This is a genomic window from Flectobacillus longus (assembly GCF_030056705.1).
GTDB classification, from domain to species: domain Bacteria; phylum Bacteroidota; class Bacteroidia; order Cytophagales; family Spirosomataceae; genus Flectobacillus; species Flectobacillus longus.
On record NZ_JASHIC010000004.1, the window covers coordinates 1 to 18,943 of the forward strand.

The 18,943-nt window shown below is 35.0% G+C and carries 14 protein-coding genes and 2 tRNA genes; 8 read left to right on the plus strand and 8 right to left on the minus strand.

Going from position 1 to position 18,943, the window contains the following annotated elements; genetic code table 11:
* Window positions 1-129: 129 nt before the first annotated feature.
* Together QM491_RS02950 and QM491_RS02955 are read right to left on the minus strand one after the other, a co-directional pair.
* Window positions 130-849, minus strand: coding sequence for a LytR/AlgR family response regulator transcription factor (locus tag QM491_RS02950; RefSeq protein WP_283325755.1), 720 nt, complete (start codon window positions 847-849; stop codon window positions 130-132).
* Window positions 850-1,308: 459 nt separating this feature from the next.
* Window positions 1,309-2,031, minus strand: coding sequence for a LytR/AlgR family response regulator transcription factor (locus QM491_RS02955; RefSeq protein WP_283325756.1), 723 nt, complete (start codon window positions 2,029-2,031; stop codon window positions 1,309-1,311).
* Window positions 2,032-2,934: 903 nt separating this feature from the next.
* Here QM491_RS02955 and QM491_RS02960 point away from each other — a divergent pair.
* Both QM491_RS02960 and QM491_RS02965 read left to right on the plus strand, forming a co-directional pair.
* Window positions 2,935-3,762: a hypothetical protein gene (locus QM491_RS02960; RefSeq protein WP_283325757.1), complete on the plus strand. Its 828-nt coding sequence runs from the start codon at window positions 2,935-2,937 to the stop codon at window positions 3,760-3,762.
* The gene (locus QM491_RS02965; RefSeq protein WP_283325758.1) at window positions 3,759-4,523 is read left to right on the plus strand and encodes a hypothetical protein; all 765 of its coding nucleotides are present in this window, start codon (window positions 3,759-3,761) and stop codon (window positions 4,521-4,523) included. Before QM491_RS02960 ends, QM491_RS02965 begins: the two co-directional genes overlap by 4 nt.
* 717 nt (window positions 4,524-5,240) lie before the next feature.
* Here the strand turns inward: QM491_RS02965 and QM491_RS02970 are convergent.
* The 3 genes from QM491_RS02970 to QM491_RS02980 form a co-directional block, all read right to left on the minus strand.
* Window positions 5,241-6,461 carry a phage integrase SAM-like domain-containing protein gene (locus tag QM491_RS02970; RefSeq protein WP_283325759.1) on the minus strand — a complete coding sequence of 407 codons (1,221 nt, stop codon included), beginning with the start codon at window positions 6,459-6,461 and terminating at the stop codon, window positions 5,241-5,243.
* A 309-nt stretch (window positions 6,462-6,770) separates the two neighbouring features.
* Window positions 6,771-6,842, minus strand: a tRNA-Glu gene (locus tag QM491_RS02975).
* A gap of 61 nt (window positions 6,843-6,903) precedes the next feature.
* Window positions 6,904-6,975 (minus strand) — tRNA-Glu (locus QM491_RS02980).
* 394 nt (window positions 6,976-7,369) lie between these two features.
* On the opposite strand from QM491_RS02980, the gene QM491_RS02985 reads away from it, so the two are divergent.
* On the plus strand, window positions 7,370-8,953 hold the full coding sequence (locus tag QM491_RS02985; RefSeq protein WP_283325760.1) for a putative maltokinase: 1,584 nt from the start codon (window positions 7,370-7,372) through the stop codon (window positions 8,951-8,953).
* A gap of 187 nt (window positions 8,954-9,140) precedes the next feature.
* Here the strand turns inward: QM491_RS02985 and kbl are convergent, their stop codons facing one another.
* Both kbl and QM491_RS02995 read right to left on the minus strand, forming a co-directional pair.
* Complete coding sequence (gene kbl / locus QM491_RS02990; protein ID WP_283325761.1) at window positions 9,141-10,334, minus strand: glycine C-acetyltransferase; 1,194 nt, start codon at window positions 10,332-10,334, stop codon at window positions 9,141-9,143.
* A gap of 16 nt (window positions 10,335-10,350) precedes the next feature.
* The gene (locus QM491_RS02995) at window positions 10,351-11,316 is read right to left on the minus strand and encodes an NAD-dependent epimerase/dehydratase family protein (protein WP_283325762.1); all 966 of its coding nucleotides are present in this window, start codon (window positions 11,314-11,316) and stop codon (window positions 10,351-10,353) included.
* Window positions 11,317-11,519: 203 nt separating this feature from the next.
* Here QM491_RS02995 and QM491_RS03000 point away from each other — a divergent pair, with 203 nt between their 5' ends.
* From QM491_RS03000 to glgB, 3 genes are all read left to right on the plus strand, one after another.
* A complete protein-coding gene (locus QM491_RS03000) occupies window positions 11,520-11,981 on the plus strand; it encodes an Lrp/AsnC family transcriptional regulator (protein WP_095160424.1) in 462 nt (153 codons plus the stop codon).
* Between the two features lie 112 nt (window positions 11,982-12,093).
* Complete coding sequence (locus QM491_RS03005) at window positions 12,094-12,711, plus strand: trimeric intracellular cation channel family protein (protein WP_283325763.1); 618 nt, start codon at window positions 12,094-12,096, stop codon at window positions 12,709-12,711.
* Between the two features lie 310 nt (window positions 12,712-13,021).
* Window positions 13,022-15,082, plus strand: a complete 2,061-nt coding sequence (glgB, locus tag QM491_RS03010) for a 1,4-alpha-glucan branching protein GlgB (RefSeq protein WP_283325764.1) — start codon at window positions 13,022-13,024, stop codon at window positions 15,080-15,082.
* Between the two features lie 548 nt (window positions 15,083-15,630).
* On the opposite strand, the gene QM491_RS03015 is transcribed toward glgB, so the two are convergent.
* Window positions 15,631-17,241, minus strand: coding sequence for an amidohydrolase (locus QM491_RS03015; RefSeq protein ID WP_374761244.1), 1,611 nt, complete (start codon window positions 17,239-17,241; stop codon window positions 15,631-15,633).
* 1,026 nt (window positions 17,242-18,267) lie between these two features.
* On the opposite strand from QM491_RS03015, the gene QM491_RS03020 reads away from it, so the two are divergent.
* Window positions 18,268-18,486 (plus strand): hypothetical protein, encoded by a 219-nt coding sequence (locus tag QM491_RS03020; RefSeq protein ID WP_283325765.1) that lies wholly within the window; start codon window positions 18,268-18,270, stop codon window positions 18,484-18,486.
* 9 nt (window positions 18,487-18,495) lie between these two features.
* On the plus strand, window positions 18,496-18,729 hold the full coding sequence (locus tag QM491_RS03025; RefSeq protein ID WP_283325766.1) for a hypothetical protein: 234 nt from the start codon (window positions 18,496-18,498) through the stop codon (window positions 18,727-18,729).
* Window positions 18,730-18,943 lie beyond the last annotated feature (214 nt).

Below are 18,943 nucleotides of genomic sequence, written 5' to 3' on the forward strand. Positions count from 1 at the left end.
CTATTATATCTTTGCTGAGTACGTAGTACATAAAAAGGTTGCTTTGGTATGGTTCGCAAAACAAATATCAACAACCTTTTTTATTTTTAAGCAATTCTACCAAAAGTCAAGATGACTTCTTCGTTATTTTTAGGGCTTTTTTAAAAACTGGTTTAATTTTCGTCTAAATGCACGCCCTATTTTAACCTCTTTGTCATCAACCAAAAGAATACCTCGTCCCAGTTCAACACGCTTGATAAAAGTCATGTTAATGATATGAGACTTATTAATCTGAATAAAAGTATTTCCTAACTCTTCTTTAAGCATTTTAAGAGGCTTCTTTCTAGCAAAAACCTTACGATCTATGGTATTAATAAACGTATAATTACCTTCAGCTTTAATATAAAGAATTTCCTCATAGCGAATTTTTAATATTTGATGGTTTCGATTGATAACCTCTACATAATTTCGACTCCGAGGCGGATATGCATTCAATAGTAGATTTAATGAAGTTTTAAATGTAAGTTCATGTAAAGGTTTAATTAAAAACAAATTTCTGGGATGCATTTTGACAAGCTCAAAAACCTTATCCTCAACAGCTTCCCCTGAAATAAATAAAATAGGAACCTCTAAAAAAAAATTATTTGATAATATTTCAATAATTGATTTGTCTAAAATTTGAAAATCACAAATGATTAAATCTGGTAATGCTTCATTTTTGTATGTATTTAATTTGTATACATCTGATACTATGTTTAAAGCTTCAAATTTCTCATCACTTAAGAATGATTTTATGTGAAGAAACTCAGTGTCACTACTTGTAATAATCAACGTTTTTACGAGATATATACCTTTATTTTCTTTTTGCATAGCTTTAATATGTGGCTTTGGTAATCACACTATTAATACTGAGACAACCCACCATTGGTCTCAAAAAAGATGATAACAAGCATTCAATGGTGACAAAATGCAATAGTGAAGAGTTAAAATGCCAAGTATGAGAGAATAATGGTATCTATGTTTTCACTTAAAAGTACCCAATAAGAAACAAAACTATGGAAGACATATATATGTAAAATGGTGATAAAATACATATAATTGGTGACAAACTGCAATGTATATACGTAATATAGTTAGTGTATAAATCTTGGCTATACACTGATCATATTACGTATATGTATTAATTAAAAATAACTCTTCAATTAATCACTTGTAACTAATTGAAGAGTTATTTTATTAGGTAATGATATAATCAACAAGAAGTAATAAATTTCAATCCATAAATAATTCCTACAAATGATGAGGTTTTCGATATACCCGAATTAATAATCATGACTCTCTAAGAATAAACTGATCGAGCTGTTTACGATATTTTCTACCTATTTTAATTACTTTTTGATTAATAAGAAATAAATTCCCTTTACCTAATTCAAGTCTTTTGATAAAAGAAGTATTTACTATATGCGACTTATTTATTTGAATGAATGTATTACTCAATTCTTTCTGGACAGTTTTAAGTGTGATTTTTCTAGTATAAACCTTATTATTTACTGTATGAATTGAAGTATAGTTACCTTCAGCCTCAACAAAAAGAATTTCATTAATCATAATTTTTATTACCTGATGATTACTATGAATAACTTCTATGTAATGTTGATGTTCGGGTGGAAATACATTCAGCAATAGTTGTATGGAAGACAACAAACTATACTTGTGTAATGGCTTTGAAAGAAGAATACTTTTCTGATGTTTACTACATTTACTTATATTATCATCTTCTAATATCCCAGTGATAAAAAGAATTGGTACTTTAAGATATTTATCTTGAAGTATTATTTCAAAAATAGTATTATCAGCTAAACATATAGCTGAAATTATTAAGTCTGGCTGATGGAGGTCAAAAAGAATCTCAACGTCCCTTAAGGTTTGGGCTGTACCAATATTTTCAAAATTTTCAGCGGTTATTACTGAATTAATATACTTAGAGCACATTAATTCATCTTCAACAATCATGATTTTAGCACGTTGCTGACTTCTCTGTATTATTTTCATATTAAGGCGAAATATACTTACTCTTTAAAAATTAGCGGAATTATATCTTAGTTATAAAAATCACACATTTGATTTGATAGAAAGTATTCACTCAGCACATTCACTTAATTCGAACTTCTAATAAAGCAAAAGTCAAGTGGCATTTCTTGGATTAACCTTTCATATATTTTGTCAAATTTTCTATCAATCACAATTAGTCATCATTTCTAAAACAGAAATTTCAGAAACGAAAATATCGTACTTCCAAATGATGTTTTCAGACTAGGGAAGAGATGATACTCTCATTAATCAAATTCATGGTAAAGGAGTTTTACGTATGTAAATATTATTTTATTTGAGTTTTTGTTATAGGTTTAATATAATTTGATAAACACAATTTTTATGAAATTGGTGTTTTGATAGCATAATTTATTAGATAGGTATTCCACAAATATTATCTATTGGAACTTGAATTGAGAGGAGCGACTTTCCAAGAAATGTTAATTTGAGTTTTCATCTTAATTTTAACATTTAAAAAATCATTAAAATAAAATGCAACATTACCAATGATACAATTCAAACATTCTGAAAGCAAGGAATAGTAATTAATATAATATATGGTTATATACCATACTAACTAACCAATAATCATGCCATTTTTAAAGAAAAAATTGCATTTTTTAAATTTATTTGACTTTTTCACGTTTTATTATTTAATCGTCTAAAAGTAACTCTGTAAGGTTCTCCCAAAATAGTAAGGTTTAAAAGTTAAAATTCACGCAAAAAACTAACTTCTAAACCACTCTACTATATAACCTCACCCCAGCTTCGCACTAAACACCCTCTCCAATATCACTATTTCCTCTCCATAAAAAGTGTTTCTCTCGTAAAAAATGATGGGAGCGTTGTGCGGAGTCCCCCTCTATGGATTATCATTTGTACAAGCGCATTCAAGAAGCTTTGTCCAATAGTCCTCCTAATGCTGAGCAACAAGCCTTTAACTGGCTTGTTGTGGGTGCTCAAAAAACAGCTAAGACCACAACAGTGCTTCAGCTTGCCTATATCATTCAAGCAATGGCCATGCAGAAGAAACTTATCAAAAAGGTATTGATTTTTGACCCTATGTGGCATGAGTCTTTTGAGCCCGCAGGTATTAAAAAAGCGATTGGTTTCATCAACCCCAACTTTGTACTCCCAAATTACAAGGTCATTACAGTCGATGAAATTCAAAGCTATGGTGCTAGTAAGGAGGATTATTACTGCTGGGCAGTGGTAAGAGATAGAGGTAACAGGGTTCAGGACTTTTGTCAGGAGGCTCTTACCTTGAAGAATGCCATCACCATACTAGACGATGTGGGCTCTCGTATAACTGGGAACGTAAGAAATTTTCCGCAGTATATTGACCTCTTGGCGTACAATAGAATCAATTGTAATGATGTGTTTCTTATCTATCATCAATACAAGTACGTACCACCCTCGTTTTGGCAGTATTTCCCAAGAGCAATTGTCAAGCAGTCTAATGAACAGAAGTTTTCAGATGATATTTACCCACGTGATTTGTACATACAAGCTCAAAAAGAGGTCACTTTAGAAAATAAAGAAAGGACATTTCCCAATAAAATGAACTTGGCTTATAGGATACTTCTACCAAACGAAAACCTAAGTTTCAAAGAGGACAATGGATACTTTCTAGCCACGGATGAAAGTGGGAACGAATACCTTCTGTTACAAGACCAAATAATTGATTTATGAAAAACTTTGGATTCTACTTTTTTGCCTTTTGTATTCTGGTGATTGCAATTGGTTTAGGTTCACTGTTGGGAGTCTATGTCTTTTTGAAGCTTATCAGCAAGAATGTCACGAAAAAAGACCTTGAGGATAGAGAAAACCAAATCATTCAAGAAGCTCAAGAAAAAGCAGAAAAAGGACTTCCTGCTGCTTTAGAGTCCTATGTTCAGGGAAGGTTAGTTGAGCTAGAAGAGTCTGAGGAGTCATCCATCAATGATTGTAAAAGAAAATCGGCAAATGAATTATCTTACGTTAAAGAAATTGTAAGTTTCTTCCAAGTTGGAATGCCTCTACTATTTCCAGAAAATAATTACGAAAATGGAAGCGTAACTAGAGTATTAGCCACCTGCTTAGAATTCAGAATTAATCCAACAAAAGATAAACCTTTTTCGCCATCCAATATAGGGCTTCGTATTGCAATAGCTTCCTCAAGAAGATTACTCTCATTCCCGTCCATCTCAGGAAGTAATTCGGAAAGGATTTTTTCTATCAAAGGAACTTCGCAAAAAATGCCTCAAAATTACTCTTTCGTAAGAGAGCTTTTACCTAAATGGGAGACGGCTATATCGAATAACTCAAAAAATAGAAGCATTCGTTATATCGTAACAGGTAATTTAATTCAGGCATATGTAGTACCTACCATTAAAATAAGTTTCATACTGTATAAGTTCTGCACTAACTGTATTCTTATCTACTTTAACAACTTTAAGCTTTGCAGATCGTGAGTTAACCGTGGATAGATAACAGCAAGTAAAATTAAGACTTCCAGAGTAGCTACCAATTAGCAAGTCACTTGGTTCTATAACCTTTGATACCTTAATTGTTTTGGTGTCACTGGCAGTCCCTCCAGCACCCTTTCCAGTAAGTTTTACAGAAAACTCCTTATTGTCATCAAATTGATTTGTTTGTAAAAGTTACAAAACCATTATCCTTTTCGACATAATCAAAACTAATCATCACAGGAGCTGGTATCGATGATATTTTGATAGACTTAGGCTTTGTATTCTGACCTCCAGCGCCTTTGGCAGTTAAATTGACAACATACTACTTATTCGTATCATACTGAAAACTTGGGTTCTTTTCGCTTGACCGTTGCCCATTGCCGAAATCCTATTCATAGGTCTCGGCTCCTGAAGATTTATTGGTAAATAGAACTAAACCTTTTTCTTTTTCAACAAACTCAAAGTCTGCAATTACAGGTTCTTCGTTTGAACATGATGTGAACAATAGTACCGCACTAATTAATAGGCTAAAAAATCTCATTTTGAATAAAATTAGGAATGAACGTTTAATAATAATTTGTAATGTGAAATAGTATAGAGCTTTCACGTATCTGAGATGCAATAGGGGGTTAAATATAGTAATGGTAGTAGATACATTAATTTTTTCATTTATAACGGTGTTTGAATTTTAGATAGCAAAAGTAATTGATATAATCCAAATTAATTAAGCACTTTCGCAGTTTTTACAGTATGGGCAACATCCTCCATGTCTAGGTTTACATAATACTTTTTAGTATCAGCTTTGTTATGTCCCAACATTCTGGATACGAACTTATCTGCTATGTCTGTTTTCTTATACCAATACTGACCAAAAGTCCTTCTTGCAATTTTGGTCGATAGGCTTATCTTGAACCCCAATAATTTACCTACAATCTTGAGTTCCTCGTTTATAGTCGTTAAATGTAGAACAGGTACATTCTCAATACTGCCATATTTTTCGATTAAAATCAGAGCTTTGTCATTAACTACTACGGAATAGTCAATCTTAGTCTTTGACCTCTTCCCTCCCAACATTGTTAAGTCGCTTAAATCACTGTCTAACTTTTGAATCTGTGCCTCACTCAAACCACTTGTATCTACATGGCTCTGGTCAGTATAGCACATCCAAAGAAAGCTATCAATTACCTTTTGATATTTTTTAGAAACAAAGGGAGAAAGCTTTTCAAGTGATTGTACCTCTTCTTGAGTAAGGTGCGAGTAATCCTGAGAAACGTCGTTGGTATTAACCTTGTACTTAAGCGCCTTAGCATTAAGAACTTCTGTTTCTACTCCAAAACTTATGATCTTTTTTATAAATGTGATTATTTTTTTGATGGAGGTGGATTTCATTTTTGATCCATGTGAATGCGATTTAGGCACATGGATAGTTTTGAAATAAATTTCAAGTTTTCTTAGAAAATCTGTATTTACCTGACTGGCGAGAATAGTTGATTGATTAGAGTATGTAATATACTCCTTAACATTCTCAGCAGTTGATTTATGACTTTTGATTGTATTGTGGGTTAAATGAATTGTGTATTCAGCGAGAGTCTTTTCAATTAGAGCTAAAAAGGTAATCGGTTTAAGTACTGGATTTCTGAACTGTCGAATAATATCATCTGGAGAATAGGCTATTCTCTCATATTCAAAGCTCATTTTTATAGCTTCAAACTTCTTTCTAAGATTAATTAAGCGATTGTTGTAAAACTCAAGACTAGATTTATCTATTTGTGCATTTTTACTGGTGCATACCTGAAAATGGGTATCAAAGGTATTACTGGGCACCTGAATTCCAGATGCAGTCCATTGTGTTTTATAGCCTTCAAGTGCAATCCCCACTTTTAGGTTAACCAATCCTTTTGAATTTGGCTGTTTGCCGTCTTCGCAAAAGCGAATTTCCATAACTAGAAAGTTATAGTGTAGATTCATGTTTTAGATGTATTTGTCTCACTGAAAAATTTAGAGTGATGAGACATAGACAGCATAATTCATGAAAACACATGAAAAAACAAATTTGGAGAATGGAGGGGGTCGCTGGAGAATAAATAAGTGCATAATGGAGAATAGAAAAAAATCATGTCCTAAAACATGAATTATGCTCCATTTAATCATCTATTTATCAGAATACTTAGGTGTATACTCAAAAAAAAAGTACCCCTCTTTTACGAAAGGTACTAATTTGGTAATTTTGATATAAGAAATACTTACTTGTAGTCCGTACGGGAATCGAACCCGTGTTTCATCCGTGAAAGGGACGTGTCCTAACCCCTAGACGAACGGACCTAATGACTAACTTAAACTAAAAAATACTAATAAAATATTAACGCCTTCTTGTTAATATTTGTAGTCCGTACGGGAATCGAACCCGTGTTTCATCCGTGAAAGGGACGTGTCCTAACCCCTAGACGAACGGACCTAATGAGGTTAAAAACGCTTGGAATGTGTTTCCTTGTCGTTTTTCGTGGTGCAAAATTACGGCTTTAAGTCATTCACTCCAAATGTTTTTCACAAAAAATGTAAAACTATTTCATAATAGACTGATTATGAAATAATTATTTTTCAAAAAACTTTAGGTTTCATTTTTATATCTAGCCATAAATCACAAATTATCTATTTCTTTTTTTGCTGAGTTACTTTTTGTATCCCAACCCAAACATTTTTTATCTCTCGAAAAATAGCTTTAGGTTTCACAACAATTAGTATTTTTCTATTCTTAAATCGCTATGTTGGACTAATGATAATGCTTTTTTTTCACCTAAATATATTCTAAATTTAAGCCATTAAAATACCATTTTTGTAAACAAGTAACTATGAATGAAATCACCTCGGCAAATCTCAGCTCTTTAAAGGCTTGGGAGGATATCAAAAATGACAAGGCGCTATTTTCAAAATTCGAGACCGAAATTCTCCCCTCTTATATGAATAGCTGTCGATGGTTTGCAGGTAAAGCTCGAATTCAGCAGTATTTTAAAATTGCTTCAGCACTCGAAATTCCTATCAAAGACTCTATTGCTTTGCTTTGCATTGTAGAAGTAGGTTATGACAATCTGGAGATTGAGCGTTATTTACTTCCTGTATCATTTATCGAAGCCTCACAATCAAAGGCTATTGCTCCTGTGGGCATTATTAGCTTGGCATATATCAACGAAAAACGTGGTTTTGTGATTGATGCCTTGTATGATGAACGTTTTCAACAAGCACTTTTTTATCAAATCTCTCATGCCGAATCTATCTATCAACAAGAAGGGAAGGTGGATTTTGTTCGTGGAAAAGGGTTGTCGGGCGAAGATATCAACGCTCCTATTACTTCAAAGGCCCTAACCTTATCTTCTTCTAATTCGGCGATGGTTTTTGGAGAAAAATATTTTCTCAAACTTTATCGAAAACTATTTAAGGAGACAAATCCTGAAGTAGAAATGATCGAGTTTTTGACTGAGCATTCTGACTTTGCTTTTATTCCAGCCTTTGCTGGTAGCATCACGTGGCAACAAGAGGGTGAAAGCGAAATTACCCTAGGCATGATGCAACGAATGGTAGACAATCAGGCCGATACTTGGGAAATGACAGGTAATCAACTCAGTGCTTTTGTATCTGCTTTTGTGGATAAAACTTTTGCCATTAAAGAAGATGTTTTTAATCAGGTAGAATTATTGGCACAACGTACCGCCGAAATGCACTTAGCCTTATATGCGCCAGATGCTGATCAGATGTTTGCTACCCAAAAGTTTGATGATACTTATCGCCAATTTATCCATAAACGCTTATGTGATTTATTGGATCGTCGATATAATCTATTGATAGAAAAATATACCAGTATTACAGATCCTGTTACCCGCAAATTGGCTTGGGATTTTATGGAGGCAAAAGAATTAATTGATGAATTTGCTGACCAAATTCTAACCAAGGATTTGGATTCTCTTCGGATTCGTATTCATGGAGATTATCACTTAGGACAAGTCTTGGCTACTGCCAATGACTATATTATTATCGACTTTGAGGGCGAACCCGAAAGTTCTATCACTGATAGGAAAATCATGCACTCGCCACTCAAGGATGTAGCAGGTATGATTCGTAGTTATCATTATGCCATTTCGGCAAAGATGCTCAATACTCAGGAAACAGCAGATATGGATGCTTTTAGAGTACAAACGGCTGCCGATCGCTGGTATCGTTTAATTATGCAAACTTATCTAGAAAAATATCTAGAAACTTTTGGACATCCGCATCCGCTATTTAAAAACAATAATGAAATTAACTTTTTACTCCTGATTTATTTGCTAGAAAAAGCAGTTTATGAATTAGGTTATGAAATTAGTTACCGACCCGACTGGGTCAAAATTCCTCTAAAAGGGATTGTTAATGTTATTAGAGAAATTGAGAAAATGAAAATGTAACAAAAATCCCCCTTACCAAATGGCAAGGGGGATTTTTTACTACCTATCCCGAATAAATAATAAATTGTTGTTTATGAGACACAAAGTTAATAAATGCCTCTTATTAAAACTATGTAAACACTTGTGATTCATGTCAAATCACTAAATGTTTTTTACTATTTTTTATAAAATAATCACAAACGCCTTATCAAGCCTTCAAAACTCCAAGCTCCTTACCTACCTTGGTAAAAGCTGCCACTGCTTTTTCAAGATGTTCCATATCATGGCCTGCCGAAATTTGTACACGAATACGTGCTTTTCCTTGTGGCACAACTGGATAAAAGAACCCTATCACATAGATACCTTCTTCTAATAAACGTGCAGCAAATTCTTGCGCAAGTTTGGCTTCGTACAACATAATCGGTACAATCGGGTGCTCGCCTGGCAAAATATCAAAGCCTGCTTGGGTCATAGCTTGGCGAAAATATTTTGTATTAGCCTCTAATTTATCACGCAATGCAGTCGAACTACTTAATACCTCTAATACTTTGATAGAAGCACCAACAATAGCAGGAGCAAGCGTATTTGAAAACAAATATGGGCGAGAACGTTGGCGTAAAATCTCTACGATTTCTTTACGAGCTGCCGTAAATCCACCTGATGCACCACCAAGGGCTTTACCATAAGTCCCAGTAATGATATCGATACGACCCATTACATTTTTAAATTCATGTGTACCACGACCAGTCTTACCCATGAAGCCCGATGAGTGACATTCATCAATCATAATCATGGCACCATACTGCTCAACCAAATCACAGATTTTATCTAACTGAGCGATTGTACCATCCATCGAAAACACACCGTCTGTTACCACCAAAATACGGCGACATCCTTGAGCTGCTTTTAATTGCTCTTCTAGGTCATCCATATTATTGTGTTTATATCTAAAGCGTTTTGCTTTGCACAAACGAATACCGTCGATGATTGAAGCGTGGTTTAGTTCATCAGAAATAATGGCATCTTGCTCGTTCAATAATGGCTCAAATACACCTCCGTTGGCATCAAATGCTGCGGCATAAAGAATACAATCTTCCATACCCAAAAACTCAGCAGTTTTTTGCTCTAATTCTTTGTGAATATCTTGTGTTCCACAAATAAAGCGTACCGAAGACATACCAAATCCATGAGTATCAATTGCCTCATGTGCCGCTTTAATCGCCTCTGGATGAGACGATAGCCCTAGGTAGTTGTTAGCACAAAAATTGAGTACTTCCTTACCTGTATTGATTTGAATGTTAGCAGCTTGAGGACTCACAATAATACGCTCTGATTTGTATAGTCCAGCCTCTTTAATGCTATCTAACTCTTGTTGAAGAGCCTCTTTTACACTTCCGTACATAAATAATACTTGGTTATTATTGAGTAATTAAGAGTTTTTGTTGGTATTTTTCAGATAATTTTTCAATCATGACCTGTGTCATACGTGCCAAGTCGAATTGTGGTTTCCATCCCCAATCCTGATAAGCAGCAGTATCATCCACACTTTTGGGCCATGAATCAGCAATCATTTGTCTAAAATCTGGTTGGTATTGTACCTCAAAATCAGGATAATACCTTTTTATTTCGGCAGTTACTTGCGCAGGAGTAAAACTTACACCAGCCAAATTATATGAACTACGAACACGAATATTTTCAACTGGCGCTTCCATTAATTCGAGCGTCGCACGAATCGCATCGTCCATATAAATCATCGGCAAAAGCGTGTCTTCATGCAAAAAGCAGGTATATGGCTTATGTTGAACTGCTTCGTGGAATATTTCGACAGCATAATCTGTAGTGCCTCCACCAGGCATTGATTGATAACTAATTACGCCAGGATAACGCAAAGAGCGAATATCTACACCATAACGTTTATGATAATAACCAGCCCAGTTTTCGCCAGCTACTTTACTGATACCATACACCGTTGATGGGTCCAAATAAGTAGCTTGCGGTGTATCGTACTGTGGAGCGCTATCGCCAAATGCGGCGATTGAACTAGGAAAAAATACTTTATCGAGCTTTACTTCACGAGCTACTTCAAAAACATTGAAGAGGGTACGCATATTAAGTTCCCAAGCACGAAGTGGGTCAAGCTCACCCTTGGCAGAAAGCACTGCTGCTAAATGGTAAATTTGAGTGATACCATAACGGTGAACGGTTTCGACCAAAGCCAAAACGTTGGTGGCATCCAATACCACAAACAGACCATTGTCATCACGAGGGGCTACTATATCCGAACCAATTACTTGGTCGGTACCATGTATGTTACGTAATTGCTCGAGCAATACCGTACCAATTTGACCATTGGCGCCAATTACTAAAATTTTGTCTTTTGCCATAGTAGTTGATGAGTGTAATTCAAAAATATTACTGACAAGAATAACTTTTACAGTAATTATATTGGCACAAATTTATATTATCAGTTATATTTATCAAACAAAGCAGACAATTTCAATAAAAATTACTTTATTATAATATTTTTACCATAATTTTTACTTTTCCAAGAAGACAAAATATTATTTGGGTAGAAAAAATTACTTTTATGGAAGCAATAGACGAAATAGACAAAAAAATCCTAAGGATTTTACAACAAGATGCTAAAGTCACAACCAAAGAAATTGCCAATCAATTGGGACTAACAATCTCGCCAGTTTATGAGCGAATTCGTCGCCTCGAAAGCGTTGGATATATCAAGCAATATGTAGCAATTGTTGATAAAACCTTGCTCGATAACCCTATTATGTGTATCTGTCAGGTATCTATGCGCTATCACAATGAAGAGTTCATTGAGAAATTTGAACAGGCCGTTCAGCAATTAGAAGAAATCCACGAATGCTATCACATGGCAGGCCAAGTAGATTTTTTACTAAAGATTTATATCAAAAGTCTCGACGAATATCATGACTTTGTTAAATACAAACTTTCAAAACTCGAAAACATTGGTGTCCTCAACACTACATTCGTTTTGAAAGAAATAAAACACACGTATTCGTATAGTTTTTAATATTGAGTGAGTGGGTGATTGAGTGATTTATTCATTATTTAGAACCATAAGTTACTCAACAAGAATTCATCAATCACTAACTCACTCATTCAGAAATCACTCAATAACTATTATGGAGAACCTCTATAAAATCATCAGTATATTAGGCACTGTAGCTTTTAGTATATCGGGAGCTTATGCTGGTATTCAAAAACGTTTGGATTGGTTTGGAGTCATCGTTATCGCTTTTGTAACCGCCGTAGGTGGTGGTACCCTTCGTGACGTATTTTTAGGCAAGCCTGTACGTTGGATTCATGACGAGGCTCTAATTTTTATTATTTTAGTCAGTGCCATTATTGCTATTCTTTTTGCAACGTGGATTCCCAAAGTAGATATTCCGCTACAGATTTTTGACGCACTGGGTTTAGGATGTTTTTATGTATTGGGCTACCAAAGAGGTATTTCTGAAAATAATGAAGTATTGAGTAGTTTTTTATTAGGTACCTGCACTGCCTGTGCTGGAGGTGTGATTCGGGATGTATTGCTCAATGAAATCCCTGTATTATTTCGAAAAGAAATATATGCAACCGCTTGTTTAATAGGCTTTTTTACATTTTACCAAGTCAAAAAAATATCAAGTATCGAGTCATATTCAAACCAAATTACCATATTTGTCATTTTTGTAGTTCGTATTCTTTCATGGAAATTTGGGCTGTCATTGCCTCAAGCAAATACGAATAAATCGAACTGAAATTGTGAAAAACTTTTAAAAAATATTACTTTAGCAGTAATAACAAATCAATAGATTATTGATTGTGACTAATTCGATGGCAGATAGCTCAAAGCCCAAAGCCAATTTATTTATTTCCTTCAGAATTTTGCATGATATATCAAACTATCACCTCTAAAAAGAGTAGTCGAAAATTTAAAAATGCAGTACGAAATCAATGTAAATGTCAAATTTTCCCCTATTCTGAATGATTGTACTATGACAACCTCTATCTTTACCAAAGTCTATCTAGTTCCTTTTGAAATTTAATCCATTAACCATTTCAGAAAATATGGCTAAGACCACCAAGGCAAAAACTCAATCTGAAGAAGAAAAAGCTGTAACCAAAGCTCCCGCAAAAAAAAGAGTCTCAAAAAAAACTACTGAAGAGACACCAGTCGTAGAAACGATTGTGGTTGTTGATGAAACACCCGCTACTCCTTCAGTTGAATTAAAGAATGTAGAAACGTTTACTCGTTTCTCGGATTTTGATATTTCTTTGTTTAAATCTGGAAAGCATTTCAGATTATTCGAAAAACTGGGTTCTCATATCACTGAATATCAGGGCGTAAAGGGTACTTATTTTGCTGTTTGGGCTCCCTCAGCAAAAAGCGTATCGGTAATTGGTAATTTTAACTATTGGAATAAAGACTCTCACCATCTTTTTGTCCGCTGGGACGAATCTGGCATTTGGGAAGGATTCATCCCTTATATTGGTAAAGGTGAAGCTTACAAATATTGTATCGAAGCAAATGACGGTCGTAAACTCGAAAAAATCGACCCTTATGCACATTACTTCGAAATACCTCCTAAAACGGCTTCGATTATATGGGATAACTGGTATGAGTGGACAGACTCCGATTGGATGGCGACTCGTAAAAATAAAAACTCGCTTTCGGCTCCAATGTCTGTTTATGAGGTACATATTGGCTCATGGCGTCGTAAAGGTGAGGAAGACAAACTCTCTTATGTTGAGCTAGCTGACCAGTTAGTTTCTTACGTAAAAGAAATGGCATTTACGCACATCGAGTTTATGCCAGTAATGGAACACCCATACGAACCATCGTGGGGTTATCAAGTATTAGGATACTTTGCTCCTTCTTCGCGTTTTGGCACACCACAAGACTTTATGTATTTGGTAGAACAATGTCACAAAAATGATATTGGTGTCATACTCGACTGGGTACCTTCACACTTCCCTGGCGATGCCCATGGACTATATGAGTATGATGGCTCGCACCTTTTTGAGCATCCAGATATGCGCAAAGGCTATCACCCTGATTGGAAATCGTATATCTTCAATTATGGTCGCAATGAAGTTCGTAGTTTCTTGATTTCAAACGCTATTTATTGGCTAGAGCGTTTCCATGCCGATGGCTTACGTGTAGACGCTGTGGCATCGATGCTTTATTTGGATTATTCACGGAATCATGGCGAATGGGAACCAAATATTTTTGGTGGCAATCATCACCTTGAAGCTATTTCGTTGTTCCGTGAGCTCAACGAAATTCTTTATGCCGAATTCCCAGATGTACAAACCATTGCTGAAGAATCAACTTCCTTTACTGGTGTATCTCGCCCAGTATATACAGGAGGCTTAGGTTTTGGTCAAAAATGGATGATGGGCTGGATGAATGATACTTTGAAATATTTCGAAAAAGACCCAATGTATCGCAAATATCACCAAGACCAACTGACATTCTCGACCGTATATGCGTTTACCGAAAACTTTATGTTGCCTCTATCTCATGATGAGGTAGTATATGGCAAACAATCATTGGTAGGTAAAATGCCAGGTGACGAATGGCAACGATTTGCCAATTTGCGTTTGTTGTTTACCTACATGTTTACCCACCCAGGTACAAAATTATTATTCATGGGTGGAGAATTTGGACAAACATCAGAATGGAATTTCTCAAAAAGTCTTGAATGGTGGTTGTTAGACCATGGGTATCATCAAGGAGTTCAAAATTTGGTCAAAGAGCTAAATCTTCTTTATCGTAACGAACATGCAATGTTTGATAAGCAATTTGCTCCAGAAGGCTTTGAATGGATTGATACATCAGATCGCAACAACTCGGTAGTAGTTTATGCCAGAAAAGGGGATTCGCACAAAGAGCAGCTCATTGTGGTCTTGAATCTCACACCAATTCCTCATAATAATTATCGTATTGGGGTACCAATGCAAGGTGTTTGGCAGGAGATATTAAACTCTGACGATGCTAAGTTTGGAGGAAGTGGAAAAACTAATCCTGAACCAATCTTTGCAGAAGAAGTTTCTTGGCAAGGAAAAGCGTATTCAATTCCGATTAATCTTCCTCCACTGGGTGGATTAGTCTTGAAAGTAAAATAAAAAAGAAAATCGACTCTCAGAAATGGGAGTCGATTTTTTTATGTCTAAAAAGTACTTTTGTTTTTTTTTCAAAGGAAAAGCTTACTTAAACCTTATAAAAAACGAAACCCTCGAAGCCGCCACTCCAAGGGTTTTCTTGTTTTTTTTAGTTATCCTATTTTAGAGGATTACTTTAAGATTACTTAGGCTATTGTCGTTTAATAATTCCAATAAACATCACTGCCGCCACAGTTATTTTATTTTTATTATTAACATAAATTAAAATTTGTCTTAATATTCACGCTTGCCGCCACAATTGTGAACCTCTGACAATTCAAAGTTAGTAGAATTAATTTTATCTACAATGGAATTGTTTAGTATTTTTCTAAGATTTACATAAAAGATGGATTTTTTATGACTAACTCTTAAAATTTGATTCAAGGTACAATCTTATTTCCTACTCTCAACGTTAATATAAGCTAATTCAACGTTAATAATGAAATTTCATTCATTTGAAAAATAGCGCAATAGAAGTCACTAGGAGGCAATATTGCGCTATTTTAAAAAACTTAGTCTTTCTTTTGTTCTACTTTTCGAACAGTAGGGTACTGAATACCTAGTTGATCTAAATAAGTTTTGTATTTAGTAGGATCAAAGTAATATTGCTTGAGTTTGGGACGGTAAATTTCCATGATATTAGCATTAATAGCAATTGCTGGCTTATCTGTAGGCGCAATCAATGGTTCGTATTTAACATCTTTGGTTTGTACATTTTTATAATAATCCCATGCGCTTTCAATCAACTTTGGTTCGTTTAACAAGTCCAAAATTGTAAGCGCCTCCACCTTTGCTCCTGCTGTGATTCCTTTGTGAGCAATAGGTGTAGCCATCGATATGGCATTAGCCCAGTGGTGCCCCGGCAAACCTGGAATATTCGAAGGATAACCCAATACAATTGTTGGTAATGACCAAGATATATCAGCAATATCGTCTGAACCTCCACCCATTGAACCTACAACCTCAAGTACGGTATCTATTTCGGCACGAAGTCCTTTTTGTTCAGGCGAGCTTAGCTCCTGCTGAATCCCCTTCGCTAACTGTTGATCGGCATCTGACCATGTTGGTAAGCCTACACGTTTGATATGTGAAAAAGCTCTTTCGGCAATAGGTTTGTTAAAATGTCCAGGCCATGCACTTCCTAGTACCTCCCACGAGACTTTAGTATCGGTCATCATAGCGGCTCCTTGGGCTATTTTCTTTCCAAAATCATATAGTTCTTTGATTTTAGGATAAGTACGCTCTCTGAAATAATACCAAACTGATGCTTTAGAGGGAACTACATTGGGTTGATCCCCACCATTTACCACCACATAATGTGAGCGCTGAGTTGGCAAAAGGTGTTCTCTTTTGTAATTCCAACCTACATTCATCAATTCTACGGCATCGAGGGCACTTTTGCCACGCCAAGGATTGGCCGCAGCGTGAGCAGCTTCTCCTTCAAAGTTGAATTTTACCGAAACCAACCCATTATTACCAGCATCGCCGTGCTTTACACTCAAATTGCTGTTGACGTGGGTAAAAATACAAGCATCAACATCCTTAAAGTAACCATCACGAATATAAAAAGCTTTTGTCCCAACCAATTCCTCTGCAACTCCAGGCCAAAGCATCAAGGTTCCTGAGAGTTTTTCTCGCTCCATGATTTTTTTGAGAACCAACGCCGAAGTAATATTCAGTGCTTGCCCAGAATTATGACCTTCTCCGTGCCCAGGGGCACCATCCACAATTGGATCGTGATAGGCCACACCAGGTTTTTGTGAAGCTTTTGGAATACAATCGACGTCCGATCCGATGGCAATGACAGGTTTACCTGTTCCCCAAGTAGCAATCCATGCCGTTGGGACACCAGAAATACCCTTTTGAATCGTAAAGCCTTCTTTTTCTAAAAGATTAATCAAATACTGCGAGGTTTCAGTTTCTTGAAAACCTAATTCGGCAAAACTGAAAATCATATCATTGACCTGCGCAGAAAATTCTTTTCTTTTATCAACTTCCTCGATAATTTCTTTTTGGAGCGCTTTGATTTTTTGTGGAGAAAGCTTTTGAGCAAAGATTGGTTGAGTCAAAAATGCACTTGCGACCAACATGAGTGTTGGAAGATTTCGGAAAAATTGCTTCATGGTAATTTAGTTTTAGTTTGAAGTAAGATTTTATCTATCCCAAAAGCACCAACACTATTGGATTAGAAAAAATATATTAAAATTAAAGATTTGTGGATGAGATAAAAGGAAAAAGATTGGGAAAGCTAAAAAATAACAGGAAATACTTAATTGAGGAATTTTGGGATGGGTATAAAATAATAAAGACCCGCAGCAATGCTCCGAGCCTTTACGCAATCCGCCTAAGTAGTTATCTTTTGGGTAATCCACCCTTGAGCCAAAGCTCTAAAGTTTTTTGCTTTCGAGTCACAAGACTTTACTAACTCGATTGATTTATGTAACCAATCTTGAATCTTTTTTTGGCGATTGAGTAGCGGCTCAATCGCCATTCTAGTAGTGTGTGCGGCACCACGTTGAAAAAGGGGTCAATATTTAACCTGAATATTTTTAAATTGAAACGTTCTTCAATTTCTAGTTCTAATCTAAATTTTAAGCCTAATTAGCTCACTTTGTAAATCTTCATTTTGTTGTTCTTGATCTACATTACAAATGTATTAACAATAAGCGTGCCAAACAAATTTTATAAGACTTTTTTTTGAAAATTTTTTCAAAAAATCTAACAAATACTAAAATTACCTCATGAACTGACACTTCTACTTGCAATTTTACTATCTATTGGCGTTATATCTATAAAGACAAGTTTCATGCCAATATTTTAGCCCTATATCTTATTGGCGCAGAAAAAACCTTTTAAAGCACAAATTTTTAACACCAACTTATTTTCCTTTTTTCCCTCAATTTCAACTACAATTTCGCTACTTTTCAATCAAGAACCCCAACAATGATAATTGTTGAATATATAATGATTTACGACGAAAAATATACACAAGTAATAAATTAAGCTTTTTTTCTTGTTTTTTGCTTTTTTTGATATTAGTATTGCACCAGTTCAAAAACAAGGTCATTTTACCTATTACTAAAGAAATTTCATCAATAAACCTTCTTTTTCTTGAAATTCAATAGCAACCCATGAATTAATACTAACCGATGAATTATAAGTTTATTTACCGTGATAAGGATTCTGGCAGAATTATCACAAATAAAGACATTATTAACCTACACAAATATAAAGTTGCTTGCGTAAAGCTTACTGAAAGAGGGATTATCAGAGATATTACAATACCGCCAGAATGGTGGATTGATGGTTCGATTGACAATTGTAAAACTATTGCGTATCACACAAGGATGAGTAAAACCAAAACTTAACATTAATATATGAATATGAGATCTCGCCAAATTAATAAACCCTTTTCTATGCCATACCGTCCTGAAGATGTTTTTTATGTAACTTATTCAAAATTCTTGAGCACGGCATTCCTGATTTTAAAAGAGAACCGTGAAAAGGTTCAAGTAATTGTCAAACATGAACATGTCAAAGATTTAAAAGACTGGGTAACAAGGCATCAAATCCTGACCGACGATAGTGTTCTTGATTTTATTCCTTACTGATATTAAAAAATTATAAACAGAAACATGAGTCACCCGAATTTTAGAAAACGTGTTCTATTTCTGTTTATCAGGCTTCAAGATTTAGACTAGATGATAGAATTATCTTGACAGTTTATCAAAAAGGCGTTCGAAAAACTCATTTCGAACGCCTTTTTTGATACTATATTTTAACATGACACCTCTTCAGACGCAAAGCTTAGCGTCTCTACTAGTA

What these genes read in the sequence shown, in the direction of transcription:
- QM491_RS02950 (WP_283325755.1), bottom strand. Translation starts at nt 849, where the DNA reads ATGCAAAAAGAAAATAAAGGTATATATCTCGTAAAAACGTTGATTATT.
- QM491_RS02955 (WP_283325756.1), bottom strand. Translation starts at nt 2,031, where the DNA reads ATGAAAATAATACAGAGAAGTCAGCAACGTGCTAAAATCATGATTGTT.
- QM491_RS02960 (WP_283325757.1), top strand. Translation starts at nt 2,935, where the DNA reads ATGGATTATCATTTGTACAAGCGCATTCAAGAAGCTTTGTCCAATAGT.
- QM491_RS02965 (WP_283325758.1), top strand. Translation starts at nt 3,759, where the DNA reads ATGAAAAACTTTGGATTCTACTTTTTTGCCTTTTGTATTCTGGTGATT.
- QM491_RS02970 (WP_283325759.1), bottom strand. Translation starts at nt 6,461, where the DNA reads ATGGAAATTCGCTTTTGCGAAGACGGCAAACAGCCAAATTCAAAAGGA.
- QM491_RS02985 (WP_283325760.1), top strand. Translation starts at nt 7,370, where the DNA reads ATGAATGAAATCACCTCGGCAAATCTCAGCTCTTTAAAGGCTTGGGAG.
- kbl (WP_283325761.1), bottom strand. Translation starts at nt 10,334, where the DNA reads ATGTACGGAAGTGTAAAAGAGGCTCTTCAACAAGAGTTAGATAGCATT.
- QM491_RS02995 (WP_283325762.1), bottom strand. Translation starts at nt 11,316, where the DNA reads ATGGCAAAAGACAAAATTTTAGTAATTGGCGCCAATGGTCAAATTGGT.
- QM491_RS03000 (WP_095160424.1), top strand. Translation starts at nt 11,520, where the DNA reads ATGGAAGCAATAGACGAAATAGACAAAAAAATCCTAAGGATTTTACAA.
- QM491_RS03005 (WP_283325763.1), top strand. Translation starts at nt 12,094, where the DNA reads ATGGAGAACCTCTATAAAATCATCAGTATATTAGGCACTGTAGCTTTT.
- glgB (WP_283325764.1), top strand. Translation starts at nt 13,022, where the DNA reads ATGGCTAAGACCACCAAGGCAAAAACTCAATCTGAAGAAGAAAAAGCT.
- QM491_RS03015 (WP_374761244.1), bottom strand. Translation starts at nt 17,241, where the DNA reads ATGAAGCAATTTTTCCGAAATCTTCCAACACTCATGTTGGTCGCAAGT.
- QM491_RS03020 (WP_283325765.1), top strand. Translation starts at nt 18,268, where the DNA reads ATGAATTATAAGTTTATTTACCGTGATAAGGATTCTGGCAGAATTATC.
- QM491_RS03025 (WP_283325766.1), top strand. Translation starts at nt 18,496, where the DNA reads ATGAATATGAGATCTCGCCAAATTAATAAACCCTTTTCTATGCCATAC.